At 69.3% G+C, this 14,030-nt stretch carries 13 protein-coding genes; 8 read left to right on the top strand and 5 right to left on the bottom strand.

Translation table 11 applies throughout. The features are described 5' to 3' along the window. Positions 1 to 15 precede the first annotated feature (15 nt). Both R8F63_00360 and R8F63_00365 read left to right on the top strand, forming a co-directional pair. On the top strand, positions 16 to 1,206 hold the full coding sequence (locus tag R8F63_00360) for a pyridoxal phosphate-dependent aminotransferase (GenBank protein ID MDW3217033.1): 1,191 nt from the start codon (positions 16 to 18) through the stop codon (positions 1,204 to 1,206). 4 nt (positions 1,207 to 1,210) lie between these two features. Then, positions 1,211 to 1,978 (top strand): nitrilase-related carbon-nitrogen hydrolase, encoded by a 768-nt coding sequence (locus tag R8F63_00365; GenBank protein ID MDW3217034.1) that lies wholly within the window; start codon positions 1,211 to 1,213, stop codon positions 1,976 to 1,978. 46 nt (positions 1,979 to 2,024) lie between these two features. On the opposite strand, the gene R8F63_00370 is transcribed toward R8F63_00365, so the two are convergent. Then, positions 2,025 to 3,746, bottom strand: coding sequence for a class I adenylate-forming enzyme family protein (locus tag R8F63_00370; protein ID MDW3217035.1), 1,722 nt, complete (start codon positions 3,744 to 3,746; stop codon positions 2,025 to 2,027). 133 nt (positions 3,747 to 3,879) lie between these two features. Here R8F63_00370 and R8F63_00375 point away from each other — a divergent pair, with 133 nt between their 5' ends. From R8F63_00375 to R8F63_00385, 3 genes are read left to right on the top strand one after another with little or no spacing between them, the layout of a single operon-like run. Then, entirely contained in the window at positions 3,880 to 5,088 is a 1,209-nt protein-coding gene (locus R8F63_00375) for a cytochrome P450 (GenBank protein MDW3217036.1), read from the top strand. A gap of 20 nt (positions 5,089 to 5,108) precedes the next feature. Continuing rightward, complete coding sequence (locus R8F63_00380) at positions 5,109 to 5,957, top strand: thioesterase family protein (protein ID MDW3217037.1); 849 nt, start codon at positions 5,109 to 5,111, stop codon at positions 5,955 to 5,957. 8 nt (positions 5,958 to 5,965) lie between these two features. Then, on the top strand, positions 5,966 to 6,850 hold the full coding sequence (locus R8F63_00385) for a hypothetical protein (protein MDW3217038.1): 885 nt from the start codon (positions 5,966 to 5,968) through the stop codon (positions 6,848 to 6,850). Positions 6,851 to 6,874: 24 nt separating this feature from the next. On the opposite strand, the gene R8F63_00390 is transcribed toward R8F63_00385, so the two are convergent. The 3 genes from R8F63_00390 to R8F63_00400 form a co-directional block, all read right to left on the bottom strand. Continuing rightward, complete coding sequence (locus R8F63_00390; protein ID MDW3217039.1) at positions 6,875 to 7,453, bottom strand: TetR/AcrR family transcriptional regulator; 579 nt, start codon at positions 7,451 to 7,453, stop codon at positions 6,875 to 6,877. Beyond that, positions 7,450 to 8,988, bottom strand: a complete 1,539-nt coding sequence (locus R8F63_00395; GenBank protein ID MDW3217040.1) for a DHA2 family efflux MFS transporter permease subunit — start codon at positions 8,986 to 8,988, stop codon at positions 7,450 to 7,452. The genes R8F63_00390 and R8F63_00395 overlap by 4 nt, the downstream gene beginning before the upstream one ends. A 102-nt stretch (positions 8,989 to 9,090) precedes the next feature. Further along, entirely contained in the window at positions 9,091 to 9,918 is an 828-nt protein-coding gene (locus R8F63_00400) for an enoyl-CoA hydratase/isomerase family protein (GenBank protein ID MDW3217041.1), read from the bottom strand. Between the two features lie 86 nt (positions 9,919 to 10,004). Between R8F63_00400 and R8F63_00405 the strand changes: the two genes are divergently transcribed. Next, a complete protein-coding gene (locus R8F63_00405) occupies positions 10,005 to 11,702 on the top strand; it encodes a DEAD/DEAH box helicase family protein (protein MDW3217042.1) in 1,698 nt (565 codons plus the stop codon). A 136-nt stretch (positions 11,703 to 11,838) separates the two neighbouring features. Then, positions 11,839 to 12,096 (top strand): hypothetical protein, encoded by a 258-nt coding sequence (locus R8F63_00410; GenBank protein MDW3217043.1) that lies wholly within the window; start codon positions 11,839 to 11,841, stop codon positions 12,094 to 12,096. Between the two features lie 12 nt (positions 12,097 to 12,108). Here R8F63_00410 and R8F63_00415 read toward each other — a convergent pair whose 3' ends face one another. Continuing rightward, positions 12,109 to 12,813: a helix-turn-helix domain-containing protein gene (locus R8F63_00415; GenBank protein MDW3217044.1), complete on the bottom strand. Its 705-nt coding sequence runs from the start codon at positions 12,811 to 12,813 to the stop codon at positions 12,109 to 12,111. Between the two features lie 83 nt (positions 12,814 to 12,896). Between R8F63_00415 and R8F63_00420 the strand changes: the two genes are divergently transcribed. Further along, positions 12,897 to 13,979 (top strand): hypothetical protein, encoded by a 1,083-nt coding sequence (locus tag R8F63_00420; GenBank protein ID MDW3217045.1) that lies wholly within the window; start codon positions 12,897 to 12,899, stop codon positions 13,977 to 13,979. Positions 13,980 to 14,030 lie beyond the last annotated feature (51 nt).

The raw sequence follows: 14,030 nt of genomic DNA on the forward strand, positions 1-14,030 counted from the left end.
TCGTAGAATTTCGTGGTGACGTCTCCGGCCGACCGCGCCCCCTACCTCACCGACCGGTTGCAGGGCTTCGGCACGACCATCTTCACGGCGATGTCCGCGCTCGCGGCGGAGACCCAGTCCGTCAATCTCGGGCAGGGATTCCCCGACACAGACGGACCGATCGCGGTGTCGCAGGCGGCGATCGCCGCGATCAACGAGGGACACAACCAGTACCCGCCGCTGCCCGGGCTGCCGGTGCTGAGCGACGCGATCGCCGACCACCGACGCCGATTCCGCGGCCAGGACTTCGATCCGGACGGTGAGATCCTCGTGACCACGGGCGCAACGGAGGCGCTCGCGGCCGCGCTGCTCGCCCTGACGGGACCGGGCGACGAGGTCGTCACCTTCGAGCCGTACTACGACAGCTACGCGGCGGGCATCGCGATGAGTGGCGCCTCGCGACGCGTCGTCACCCTGCGAGGCAACGACTTCTCGTTCGACGTCGCGGAACTGGAGGCGGCATTCACGCCGGCCACCAAGCTCCTGCTCCTGAACACACCGCACAATCCCACGGGCAAGGTGTTCACCCGCGCCGAGCTCGAGACCATCGCTCGCATCTGTGTCGAGCGCGACGTGCTGGTGGTGGTCGACGAGGTCTACGAGCACCTCGTCTACGAGGACAACGAGCACATCCCGATCGCGACGCTCCCGGGGATGGCCGAGCGGACGGTGACGGTTTCGTCGGCCGGAAAGATCTTCTCGTTCACCGGCTGGAAGATCGGCTGGGCGTGCGGCCCGGCTCCGCTGATCGCCGCGGTGCGCACCGCCAAGCAGTTCCTCACGTTCGCGTCCGGGGGACCGTGGCAGCATGCGGTCGCGGCCGGGTTGCGGCTCGGCGACGACTTCTTCGATTCGTACGTCGGCGAGATGGCGGCCAAGCGCGAGCGGTTGAGCGACGGTCTCGCGGCCGCCGGGTTCGAGGTCATCCGGCCGCAGGGCACCTACTTCGTCACCGTGGACATCCGATCGGTCGGGGCGCACGACGGGATCGACTTCTGCATGGCGCTGCCCCGCACCGCGGGAGTCGTGGCGGTGCCGGCGCAGGTGTTCTACGACAATGAGGACGAGGGGCGTCATCTCGTGCGCTTCGCCTTTTGCAAGAAGGACGACGTGTTGGACGAAGCCTGTCGGCGTCTCCTCGCCGCCGACGGGTTCGAGGAGCAGTGAACTGATGTTGCGTATCGCAGGAATCCAGCACGACATCGTCTGGGAGAAGCCGGCAGAGAACTTCGCCAACGCGACACCGCTGATCGAGGCCGCAGTCGACGAGGGTGCCACGATGGTGGTGCTCAGCGAGATGTGGTCGACGGGCTTCTCGATGAACTCGGTGGAGATCGCCGAGCGTCCCGACGGGCCGACGTCGACGTTCATGAAGGACACCGCGGCCCGCACCGGTGCCTGGATCGTGGGGTCCTTCCCCGAACACACCGAGGGCTACGACCGTCCCACGAACCGGTTGCTGATGGCGGGGCCGGACGGCGAGGACCATCGCTATTCGAAGATCCATCCGTTCACCTACGCCAAGGAGGACGAGCACTACGCCGCCGGTCGTGAGCGCCTGACCGTGGAGGTCGAGGGCGTCCGGGTGACGCCGCTGATCTGCTACGACCTGCGCTTCACCGACCTCTTCTGGGAGGCGGCCGCGACGACGGATTGCTACGTACTTCCGGCGAACTGGCCGGCGGCCCGCCAGCTCCACTGGTCGACACTCCTACGGGCGCGGGCGATCGAGAACCAGGCCTACGTCGTCGGTGTGAACCGGGTCGGGTCCGCCGGCCGTCTCGACTACTCGGGCGATTCGGTGATCGTCGACCCGCTCGGCGCGACCATCGAGGCACCGCCCGGCGAGGTCGCGACGATCATCGGCGACATCGACCCGGCGGTCGTCGCCCGGGTCCGCGCCGACTTCCCGTTCATGCAGGACCGCGTTCCGCGTTGAGTTGTGGTCGTCTCACGACCACAACTCGGTTAAGAAGCCCAGGGGGTCAGTCGGGCGGGGCGAGTTGGTCGCGTAGGTCGCGCTTGAGGAACTTGCCGTTGGCGTTCTGGGGGAGCGGCTCGTCGCGGACCCACACATGTTCGGGGATCTTGAACTTGGCGAGCCGGGGCTCGAGGTGGGCCCGGAGCTGCTCGGCGTCGATGGTCGTGCCTTCGCGGGGGAAGATCGCCACACCGACCGCCTCGCCGAGACGCTCGTCGGGCACGCCGAACACGGCGGCCTCGGCGACGTCGGGGTGCTCGTAGATCGCGGCTTCCACCTCGGCGCAGTAGACGTTCTCGCCGCCCCGGAGAACCATGTCCTTCGCCCGGTCGACGATGTGCACGAAGTCGTCCTCGTCGAGGTAGACGATGTCGCCGGTGTGGAACCAGCCGTCGACGATCGCCTCCGCGGTGGCCTCGGGCCGGTTGAGGTAGCCCTTCACGACGGCCGGGCCCTTCACGCAGAGCTCACCGCGTTCGCCGCGGGGCACCTCGTTGCCGGCCTCGTCCACGACCTTCGCGTAGAAGGTGGGCATCACGAGACCCGCGGATGTGGGGCGGGCGCTGAAGAACATGTTGCCGACGGCGGTGATGATGCCGTGGGTCTCGGTGAGGCCGTAGCCCGTGCTCGGCTTCACGGCGCCCTTCGACTCGTCGATCTTCTCGACGAGGTCCGGTTGCAGGGCGGCACCGCCGCCGCCCATCGACGCGAGCGTGGAGGTGTCGCGCGTCGCCCAGTCGGGATGGAGCAGCATCTCGCGGCTCATCGTCGGCACGCCGGTGAACGTCGCGACCTTCTCGCGCTCGATCAGCTCGATCGCCCGGGCGGGGTCCCACTTGTGCATGAACACGAGCTTGGCGCCGGTGAGCGTGCCGGGGTGGAGCACACAGTTGTTGGCGGTCACGTGGAAGAGCGGGGTGGGCACCATGATCGCCGGGTCGGCTTCGGTGGCCTTCTCCTCCTCCTTGCCCTCGGCGGCCGCCACCTTGGCGGCGGCCACGGCGGCCGTGGTGTTGGCGAAGGCGAGGTGCAGCACGTTGTGAACGGACCCGCGATGGGTCAGCTGGGCGCCCTTCGGGAAGCCTGTCGTGCCCGACGTGTAGAAGATGCACATGTCGTCGTCCGGATGGATGTCCGCCGGCGGGAGCTCGGCGGGTGCGTTCGCCGGGTCGACGACATCGGTCCAGCGGTGGCCGTCGGCGGGGAGCTCGCGGTCGGAACGGACGGAGATCACGTCCAGCCGGCCGTCGGCCCGGAGCCCGTCCAGGACCGGCAGCAGCCGTTCGAGCCGCTCGTCGTCGGCGATGATGACTTTGGGTCGTGAGTCGCCGAGGCCGTACTCCAGCTCCTGGCTCGTCCACCATGCGTTGACGCCGACCGCGGCTGCGCCGATCGAGATCGTCGCCCAGTAGGCGATCGCCCACTCGGGATAGTTCCGCATCGCGATGGCGACCCGGTCGCCCTTACCGACGCCGTGGTTGTCGACCAGGTGGTGAGCCAGCGAGCGGACTGCGGCGTGGGCCTCCGCGTAGGTGATCCGCTCGTCCTCGAAGACGATGTAGGGCTTGTCGCCGAAGCCGGCGGACATCTCCCACAGGAAGCGCATGTCCGGCGGCGCGCCGTCGAACACGCGCATCGTCATGCCACGGACCTCCTGTTCGGAGTACGCGAACTGGGCGCCGGGCGCCGTCAGTTCTTCCCAGGTGGCCTGCAAGACGTCGATCACGGCTGCATTGCTAGCGCAGGAAACCCGCTCGCGAAACACCGCGGCGGGTCGTCCCGGCGCCGGCTCGTTTTGTCCTGCGCCCGGCGATCCGTCATCGTGATGGCGCGTCCCACTCCACAGGGAGGACAGCACCATGACCAGCCCCGACGAGCTCGCCCTCAAGATCCTGATGGATCCGGCGGCGATTCCGGACCCGCACCCCCTCTACAAGCAACTGCGGGAGACCGCGCCCCTGTTCAAGACGGGGATCGGGGACATGTGGATCGTGTCCGGCTTCGAGAACTGTCGCGCCCTGCTGCGCGATCCCCGCGTCGGCAGTCCCGACGACAGCCAGGGCACCGTCTCGCGCCTGCAGGGAACGGAGGTGACGCCCCGCACCCGGGAACGGCAGAACCGCACGATGCTGTTCCTCAATCCGCCGGACCACACGCGGATCCGCAGTCTCGTCAGCCGGGCGTTCACGCCGCGACGGGTCGAACAGCTGCGTCCCGAGATCACGGCGATGACCGACGCGCTGCTGGACGACCTCGGCGGCGAGGGCGACTTCGTCGATGCCGTGGCCTTCCCGCTCCCGGCCAACGTGATCAGCGCGCTCGTCGGTGTTCCGGAATCGAAGCGGGACTGGCTTCGCTCGCTCATCACGGACCTCGTGCCGATGATCGAGCCGACCGCGTCCGACGAGGCGATCGCCAAGGCGGACGTCGCGGGGACGGAGGCGGCCGCCTACCTGACGGAACTCATGGAGGAACGGCGCGCCGAACCGCAGAACGACATGCTCAGCGCGCTCATCCAGGCGAGCGACGGCGAGGACCGGTTGACCGAGGAGGAGGTCATCTCCAACGTCTTCCTCATCTATGCGGCCGGCTTCGAGACGACCACGCATCTCCTCGGGAACATGGTCCGTCAGCTCGCCGCGAACCCGGATCAGCTCGCCCGGGTGCGCGACGATCGCTCACTGATCCCCAACGCGGTGGAAGAGGTGCTCCGGTTCGACCCGCCGGTGCAGCTCGACGGGCGCTATGTCTTCGAGGACATCGAGATCGACGGTGTCACCATCGAAGCCGGCAACTCGCTGATCACGTTCCTCGCCGGCGCCAACCGCGATCCGGCGGTGTGCGACGACCCCGACACGTTCGACGTCGGTCGTGACGACATCCAGATCATGTCGTTCGGCTCGGGAATCCACTACTGCCTCGGCGCCGCGCTGGCCCGGCTGGAGGGCCAGGTGGTGCTCGAGCGGCTCGTGGACCGCTACGGATCGTGGGAGATCACCGCGGAGCCGGTCTGGCAACCGCGCATCACCATCCGGGGTGTCGAGCGCCTCGATGTGAAGTTCACCTGAGCGCCGATACAACAGCTCCTGTGACTGACACCTCCGAAACCGATTGGCGCGCCCGTCTCGCCGGCCCCGACGACTTCCTCGTGGCGGTCGACGGCGACACGATCATTCCGACCGAGCTGTGCGGCGGCCCGTGGTCGCCCGACGCGCAGCACGGCTCGGCCGCCGCCGCGACGCTGGCCTGGGCGATCGAACAGGTCGAGCTCCCCGTGCCCATGCGTCCGGCCCGGTTCACCGTCGACCTCCTGAGCCCGGTCCCGCTCACGCCGCTGCGCTGGGAGACTCGGATCGTCAAGGCCGGAAAGCGGATCGCGGTGGTCGACGCCGCGCTCTACGACGGCGATCGCGTCGCCACCCGCGCCTCGGCCTTGCTGATGCGCAGCGAGGCGACCATCGATCTGCCCGCCGACGCCAACCAGCCGGCCGAGCCGTCGCAACCGCCGCGCGAGCCGCTGCCCGAGGACGACTTCGCGATCGATCGGGCCGGGTGGGAGCCGCCGGGCTTCGCCTTCGCCATGGACTACCAACGCACGGCCGGTGGTATCGGGTCGGGTGCCCCGGCCAGCATCTGGATGCGCCTGCGCACCCGGGTGGTGCAGGGCGAGGACGCCACGCCGTTCCAATGGCTCGCCGCCGCGGCGGACATGGGTAGCCAGCTCGGTGGCTTCCTGCCGTACGGCGAGTACCGCACCATCAACGCCGACATCACCGCCCACGTCACCCGCCTTCCCCGCAGCCCCTGGATCGGCATGGACGGGGTTCATAGAGTGGCGCCCGACGCGATCGGGCAGACCACCGCGACGATGTTCGACGAGGACGGGTTCCTCGCGACCATGCAGTCGTCCGTCCACATCGATCGTTGGCAGTCGTAGGGGGAATCGTGGCCGACGCCGAGACATCCGAAGCCAAGGCGAGGGCCGTCATCGCCGAGGCCGACGAGAAGAACCTGGTCCTCGACGAGCTCGACGAGAAGCTGGCGGCGTTCAACGCGTTCCGCAAGAGCGACGGCGCCGCCGCCGACATGATCCTGGGCGAGCTCGGTGCGTCCGACGCGGTCGACCGCGACATCATCCTCCAGCTCGCCGGGAAGCGACCGCTCGGTCACCCGGAGAAGTTCGACGCCGCCCATGCGGGCGCGATCCGCTCGCTCGAGGTGCTGGATCGCAACGGCGCCCGCGGCGTCAGGACGAAACTTCCGGGTCCGCTCAACGCCGTCGGGGCGTATCTCATCCAGCTCGTGACCCGCTTCATCGTGAGCAACCACCAGAAGTCGCTCGCCCAGAACCTTCGCAAGCTCTACGCCCGACGCGAAGCCAACTGCCTGCCGGACGACCCGGCCCGCCACCAGCTCCGCCGGGCCCGGATGCACGCCGATCTGGTCGGCGAAGGCTTCAAGAAGAACCCGCTGGGGGTGCCCAGCTTCCTCCTCGGTGGTGCCGTCCTGTCCTCGATCGTCGGCTCGGTCGTCAACGGCTTCCGCACCGCGAGCGGCAACCGCACCGGCTGGCTGATCATCGCCGCGGCGTTGCTCGTGCTCTCCACCATCGCGAGCTGGGTGATCCTGCGCGGCGCGGCCGTGGCCCGGCGCCGCATCGTGCTCACCACCGAGAAGCCGTTTCGTGCGCTCTACGAGACGATCGGCCGGTGCGGCAACCCGCCCGGCGATTCCGCGAGGCAGTTCGCGCTGATCTCGGTGATCGTGCTCGTCGCGGGCTGGGCCCTGGTGCCGATCATCGTCGGCCTCGGCGCGGTCCTGGTCGACTGATCCTGATCCCCAGGGCTGCCGAGGTCAGCGCCAGAACGGGCCGAGCACGGCGTCGACGAGCGACCGGACCTCGTCGACCGGGAACGGCGCCGCGGTCATGATCCGCCGGAAGAAGATCGGCGCGACCAGCCGCTCGGCCATGGTCGCGGTGTCCACGTCATCGTCGAGATGGCCGGCATCCCGGGCGGCGTCCAGCATGGCCGCCCCGTACGCCTGGCGTTCCGCGGTGGATCGCACGTGGAACTCGTGCACCCCCGGGTCGGTGATGCTCGCTTCGATCACCGCGGGGATGCACGCCGAGAACCGGCCATGGCCCACGTGCGTCGCAACCGCCTCGAAGAAGGCCACGATCGAGTCGTAGGGATCGTCGGCCTCGACGTAGGTCGGCATCGACTTGAGCGTCGCGACCGCGTCGGTGAACAGGTCGAGCTTGCCGTCCCAATGGCGGTAGATCGTGGCCTTGCTGGCTCCGGCGCGGGCGGCGACCGACTCGATGGTGAGCGCGCCGTAGCCCACCTCGGCGAGCTCGTCGAGGGTGGCCTCGAGAATCGCCTGCCGGGTGCGCGTCACCCGGGGGTTGGCCCGCTCGGCGGCCGGGGTCACGGCCGCCGACCGAGGGCATAGACGACGGCGCCGGTTGCGATGGCGATCGTGGCCGACGCGAAGAAGGCGACGTTGACCGCGTCCGTGAACGCCACGCCGGCCTGGGCGACGAGGCCGGCCCCGGCGCCGCCGCCCAGTTCGGTGCCGATGCCGACGGCCGCCCCGATCGACTCCCCGGCGATCTCCGCGACTTCGGTCGGGAGCCCGGTGCTGTCGAACGAGGCCCGATACTGCGACGCAACGATGCTGCCGAGCACGGCGATGCCGAGCGCTCCGCCGAACTCGCGGGTGGTGTCGTTCACGGCCGAGCCGATGCCCGCCTTGTTGAGCGGCACCGACGACATGATCGCCCCGGTCGCCGGCGCGATCGTGACCGCCATCCCTGTGGCGAGGAGGACGAGGGCGGCGGCGATCACGACGTACGGGGTGCCGGGCGCGATCAGTCCGAGTACGACGAAGCCGGCCGACATCGAGACGAAGCCGCCGGCCACCACCGAGTTGAGGCCGAACCGTTGTGCGAGCCCGTCGCTGCGGGGGCTCATCGCGATCATGGTCAACGCGAAGGGCAGTGTCGCCACTCCGGCCCGCAGTGGCGAATACCCCTTCACGAACTGGAGGTACTGGGTGATCAGGAAGAAGAACCCGAACATCACCATGAAGCCGAGCGTGATGATGCCGGTGCCGGTGGAGAACGGTCGCTTCCGGAAGTACTCCATGGGCAGCATCGGATGCGTGGCGTGGCGCTCCCACAGGACGAACGCACCGAGCAGGGCGATGCCGACGACGAAGCCGCCGACGATGAGCGTGTCGGACCAGCCCCGCTCGGGTCCCTCGATGATGCCGAACAGCAGGGACGCGATGCCGACCAGCGACAGCACGGCGCCGACCGGGTCGAGGGGTGTCGCCTCGTCGTCCTTGCTGCGAGGTGCGTAGATCGCCACGACCAGGAGCACGATCGCGGGCGTGACCACGTTGACCACGAAGGCCGACCCCCACCAGAACGACGGGAACACCCACCATCCGGTGAGGAGGAAGCCGACCACGAGTGGCCCGAGCGCCCCGCCGGCCCCGGCGAAACCAGCCCAGACAGCGATCGCCTTGCCCCGCTCGGCGGGCGGGAAGATCGCCGTGAGCATCGAGAGCGTGGCGGGCATGACGAACGCGGCGCCGATGCCCGACACCGCCCGGGAGACGATGACCTCGTTGGCGCTGTCGGCGAGCGCACCGCCGAGCGAGCCGACGGCGAACACCCCGAGTCCCGCCATCAGAGCCCGCTTGCGACCGAAGCGGTCGCCCATCGCCCCGGCGCTGAGCAGCAGGCCGGCGAAGATGATCGCGTAGGCATCGACGATCCACTGGAGGTCGGTGGCGCTGGCGTCGAGGTCGCGCTGGATCGACGGGATGGCGACGTTGAGACCCGAGACGGCCATCACGACCATGACGAGGCTCAGGCACATCACGCCGAGCAGGAACCATCGTCGGGCGTGGATCTCCGGTCGCTCGTGGAGGGGGATGTCGTGCAGGGTGTCGGTCATGGTCGCTCGGTGCTCGCGTGTTCGTGGACAAGGTCACGTGGCACCGATCGAACGGAACGCACACGTTTCGTTTGAAACGGTAGCGTTTCGTTTGTCGTTTGGCTAGTACCCCTTCCATTCCGGGTCGCGACGCTCGCGGAAGCTGGCGACGCCCTCCTCGGAGTCGGCGGTGTAGGTGTTGAGCTCGACGGCCAGGGCCTCGTTCTCCATCATCGTGCGCCGGTCGGTGTCGAGGCTCTGGTTGACGAGCCACTTCGTGAAGCCGAACGACCGGGTCGGCCCCTCGGCGAGGCGGGTCGCCCACTCCATCGCCGCGTCCATCAGCTCGGCCTGGGGCACGACCTTGTTGGCGAGTCCCCATTCGAGCGCCTTCTCCGCCGGGACGTCCTCGGCGAACAGCATAAGTTCCATCGTGCGGCGGACGCCGATGATGCGGGGGAGCAGCCACGGGCCCAGGGCGTCCGGCACGAGACCGCGACGGGCGAAGACCTCGACGAACTTCGCGTTGTCGGCGCAGACCACGAGGTCGCAGGCGAGGGCGAGGTGGGCACCCATCCCGGCCGCGGTGCCGTTCACCGCAGCGATGACCGGCACGTCACAGTCGAGCAGCGCCGGGAACAGGGTGTACTGCCCGTCCATCATCATGCGGCGGGGGTCGCCGATCACGCGGTCGGGGATGTCCTCGGCCCGGTCGTTCTCGTAGATATGCGAGAGGTCGGCGCCGGGGCAGAACAGCTTCTCGCCGGTGGCGGTGAGCACGACGGCGCGCGCCCGATGGTTGACGTTGAACTCGTTGAACAGGTCGCGGATGCGGTCACGGCACGGCGGGTTGAGCGCGTTGCCCACTTCCGGCCGATCGATCGTGATCACGGCGACCTTGCCGTGGTAGTCGAGGCGGATCTGTTCGTCGATGGGGCGTGCGTCGGCCATGGCCAGAAACTACCGATCCCGGTGCGCCGCGGCCCCATCCGCCCTGGCTATCGTCAGCGGCCCATGCCCGTCCCCCTCTCCGCCGCGTGAACCGCAGCATCGCGCTGCGCAAGTGGCAGCACTCGGCCCTGCGGGAGTTCCTCGACAAGGTCGGCAAGGAGAAGGACATCGAGGGCGGTCGGCGGGACTTCCTCGCGGTCGCGTGCCCCGGTGCGGGCAAGACCACGTTCGCGTTGACCGCGGCCCGGCACTGGCTCGCCGGGGAGCGACGTCCCTTCGTGGTGGTCGCGCCGACCCGCCATCTGAAGACGCAGTGGGCCACCGCCGCCGAGCGGTTCGGCTTCCACCTGGAGCCGGACTGGGAAGGCCGGGAGCCGACGGTGCCGAGCGACATGCACGGCATCGTGGTCACCTACGCCCAAGCGGCGACCTCGTCGCGGGTCCTGCGCAGGCTCGCGGCGGGCGGGATCGTCATCCTCGACGAGATCCATCACGCCGGCGGGGAGAAGTCCTGGGGCGAGGGCGTCGAGGAGTCCTTCGCCGATGCCGGCGCCCGGCTCCTGCTGTCGGGCACGCCGTTTCGGTCCGACGACTCGCCGATCCCGTACGTCAACTACACCCTCGGCGACCATGGCGACGCCGTGTCGGACTACGAGTACGACTACGGCTCGGCGCTGGTCGACGGGGGCGTCGTCCGCCCGGTCTTCTTCCCCCGCTTCGACGGCCACATGGAGTGGATCGGCGCGGACGGGTCGCTCAAGGAGGCGAGCTTCGCCGACGACCTGGGCACCGAGGACCGCAGCGCCCGCCTGCGCACCGCACTCGACGTCGACGGCGACTGGCTGTCGACCGTGCTGCTGAAGGCCGACGAACGGCTTCGCCAGATCCGGCGGCAGTCACCCGACGCCGGTGGTCTGGTGATCGCGATGGATCAGGAGCACGCACGGGGCATCGCCCGCCTGCTCGAGAAGTGGACCGGCGAGAAGCCTGCGCTCGCGGTGTCGGACGACCCCCGGGCCTCCGAGGTGATCGACGAGTACGCGCACAGCGACGCTTCGTGGGTCATCGCCGTCCGGATGATCTCGGAGGGGGTGGACATCCCCCGCCTGCGCGTCGCCGTCCACGCCACGACCACCGTGACGCCGCTGTTCTTCCGCCAAGCGGTCGGCCGCATCGCCCGCTGGACCCCGGGCCCAAAATCACAGAAGGCGTACTACTTCGTGCCGGACGACGTGCGGTTGCGGCACCACGCGGCGACGATCGCCGAGCAGCGGCGCCACTCGATCGACAAGCGGATCGCCAACGACGCCCAGACCGAGTCGGCGCTTGACGACCTGACCAGAGCCGTGGAGATCGAGGAGCAGCCGTCGCTGTTCCAGGCACTGTCGTCCACCGCCGTGGACTCCGACGCCGATCCGGCGGAGGGGCTGCCGACCCGCATCGACGACGGAACGGATCCGAACGAGGACGTGATCGTCGAGATGGACGAGCTGGCGGGCGAACCCGTGGACCTGCCGCCGCCGCCGGCGCTGCCCGGCCGCTCGGCCGATCCGAAATCGGCGCTGGGAGACCTGCGATCGAAGCACGCCCGCAAGAAGGACCTACGCCAGTGGAACGCGGACAAGGTCCTCGAGCTCGTGCGTTCGACCGGCATGGACCACCGCTCGGTGAACGCCGAGCTCAACCGACGCAGCCGGGTCGACCGGGTCGCCGAGGCGGACGAGGTCTCGCTTCGGCGCCGCCTGGACACCGCCAACGACTGGCTCGAGTCCCTCCGCCGCTGAACGCGTCGCGTGACAGGTGCCATCGTCACGATTCACCGCGGGAGCCTCATGTCTCCCTACGCTGCAGCCGAACGGATATGACCGGGGCCACACGGCATCCGGGAACAACCCTCGACACGGAGACGTTGTGATGGTCATGAGCGAGTTCGATCTGGAATCCACCATTCAGAGCCTCCGTGACGGCATCGACGGCGAGGTGTGCAGCAAGTCGCGTGTCGTCGACAGCCTGCTGGACCTCCGCCTGGACGCGGTGGGCCGCACCGACGTGGTGGAGATGGTCGATCAGGCGCTCGCCGACGTGCCGGGCAAGAACATGGTGCCCGCCGACTGGTGGCGCGAGCAGCTCGACATGCTCGAGCTGGTGGCGATCAACCCGGTCGAGCCCGTCGGCTGACGCCGGCGTCGCTCAGCGCGACGACGGATCGAGCCGGTACAGACAACGAACCGCGGTGACCGTGTCCGGCGCGCCCTCGATCGTGAGCAGCCCCTGGGTCTCGATCTCGGCGAACGTCATCATCCCCTGGCGCACCCACAACAGTGCGCCCAGGCTGCCGCTGATCGTGGCGTCGGCCTCGGGTTGCCCATCACCGACCGAGGAGATGGTCACCCGCTCGCCGGCGGAGAGGCGGGCACCGCGCTCGCCCGCCGCGGCGACGGCGACCAGGTAGTGACCCTCGTCGAGGTCGAAGCGCATCGTCAGCGCGCCGTCCGGGAGTTCCTGGTCGAACATCAGGGCGCGCAGCCCCAACGGCACCCGCTCAGCCAACAGGGGCTCGTCGTCGGTCGGCACGTCGAGGAACGGGAATCCGAAGCGGGCCAGTTCGACGAGGATCGCTTCGAGCTCGCGGCCCCGGTCGGTGAGGGCGTAGACGTCGTGGGCCGCCCGCCCGTCGGGCTCCACCGTGCGGCGCTCGAGGAGACCGACGTCGCTCATCTCCGCGAGGCGAACGGCCAGCAGATTGCTCGCCATCCCCGGCATGCCCCGTTTGATCTCGCTGTAACGCCGGGGCCCGATCAGGAGGTCGCGGACGATGAGCAGCGTCCACCGTTCGCCGATGAGGTTCAGGGCGCGGGCGGCCGGGCAGAACTGCTTGTAGTCGCGCTTGCTCATCGCCGTGCTGTCGATGTGTGGTGATTCACAGTTTAAAAAGCGTACCCGCATTCGCACGGTAGTCGTCGTACAATCGCGTCGCGATGAGCACGATCCTGGTCCACGCCGGCATGCCCAAGACCGGGTCGACCAGCATCCAGACCTGGCTGCGGGAGAACGCGGCGATGTTGCGCGCCGAGCACGGGGCGACGGTCGTGGTCGACGGCCCCTCGTCGGACGGGGACCTCGTCGCCGCTCCGTACGAGCACGGCCCCTGGGTCGTGTCGAACGGCTTCCTGCTGCACACGAATCACGAGCAGCAGGGTGCGGCGGATCCCGCCCGGCTCGTCGAACTGGGTGATGCGTTCGCCGATCGCCTCGTCGGCGCCGCCGACCTCCACGGCGACATCATCGTGACGGCCGAGGCGTTCGCCCATCCGATCCTCGAGGGAAACGAGCCGGTGCTCGCGGCGTTGCAGCGGGCGGCCGGGAAGCATCGCGTGCGGGTCGTCCTCTACGTGCGCCCGCAGCACGACGCGGTCGAGGCCCGTTGGCGTCAGTGGGGCTACTTCAACGCGGCGGGGCTGAGCGAGTTCTGGCGCTCACAGCTGCCGACTCTGAGCTACGGGCCGGGGATCGAGGCAGCGACGACGCACGCGCCCGATGTGGCGTTCGAGATTCGCCCGTTCCGGCGGGATCTGCTCACCGACGGCGATGTCGTCGTCGACTTCGCCCGGCATGCATGCGGGGTGGAGGGCGTCGCGCCCCACACCTTGGCGGCCAACCCGGGACTGAGCCTCGACCTCGTACTGCTGCTCGCCGGCGCCCCCGACGACGTGGTCCGTGCCGCCGACCGGGACGGCAGCGGCACGGACTGGGGTCGCCGTCAGGTGACCCTGTCGTCGCTCACCGCCGAGTGGGACATTCCCGTGTCCGACCAGGCGCGGGAGGTGCGGCGGGCGATCCACGCGCTCGCCTACCGGCAGTTCGCCGCGCAGAACCGGGCGCTCGCCGCCGCCCAGGGGTGGGCCGGTGGCGAGTTCGTGCCGGCGCCGGAGGACGAGGTCGACGTGACGGTGGACGACCTGGACCGGCTCATCGAGCCGCGGATCGACGCGTCGACGCTCGCGATCGTGCGGTCGGCCATCCGTGACCTCTGTCTCGCACGCGAAGCGGCGCACGGCTAGCGCCGGTTCATCACGCTTGGCGAAGGATCGGCCCGACTGCCATCCTCCGGG

The sequence above is a fragment of the Acidimicrobiales bacterium genome, assembly GCA_033344915.1.
GTDB lineage: Bacteria > Actinomycetota > Acidimicrobiia > Acidimicrobiales > Aldehydirespiratoraceae > JAJRXC01.

Coding starts and splice junctions, on each gene's coding strand:
- R8F63_00400 (MDW3217041.1), bottom strand. CDS start 9,918: ATGGCCGACGCACGCCCCATCGACGAACAGATCCGCCTCGACTACCAC.
- R8F63_00365 (MDW3217034.1), top strand. CDS start 1,211: ATGTTGCGTATCGCAGGAATCCAGCACGACATCGTCTGGGAGAAGCCG.
- R8F63_00375 (MDW3217036.1), top strand. CDS start 3,880: ATGACCAGCCCCGACGAGCTCGCCCTCAAGATCCTGATGGATCCGGCG.
- R8F63_00410 (MDW3217043.1), top strand. CDS start 11,839: ATGAGCGAGTTCGATCTGGAATCCACCATTCAGAGCCTCCGTGACGGC.
- R8F63_00395 (MDW3217040.1), bottom strand. CDS start 8,988: ATGACCGACACCCTGCACGACATCCCCCTCCACGAGCGACCGGAGATC.
- R8F63_00415 (MDW3217044.1), bottom strand. CDS start 12,813: ATGAGCAAGCGCGACTACAAGCAGTTCTGCCCGGCCGCCCGCGCCCTG.
- R8F63_00420 (MDW3217045.1), top strand. CDS start 12,897: ATGAGCACGATCCTGGTCCACGCCGGCATGCCCAAGACCGGGTCGACC.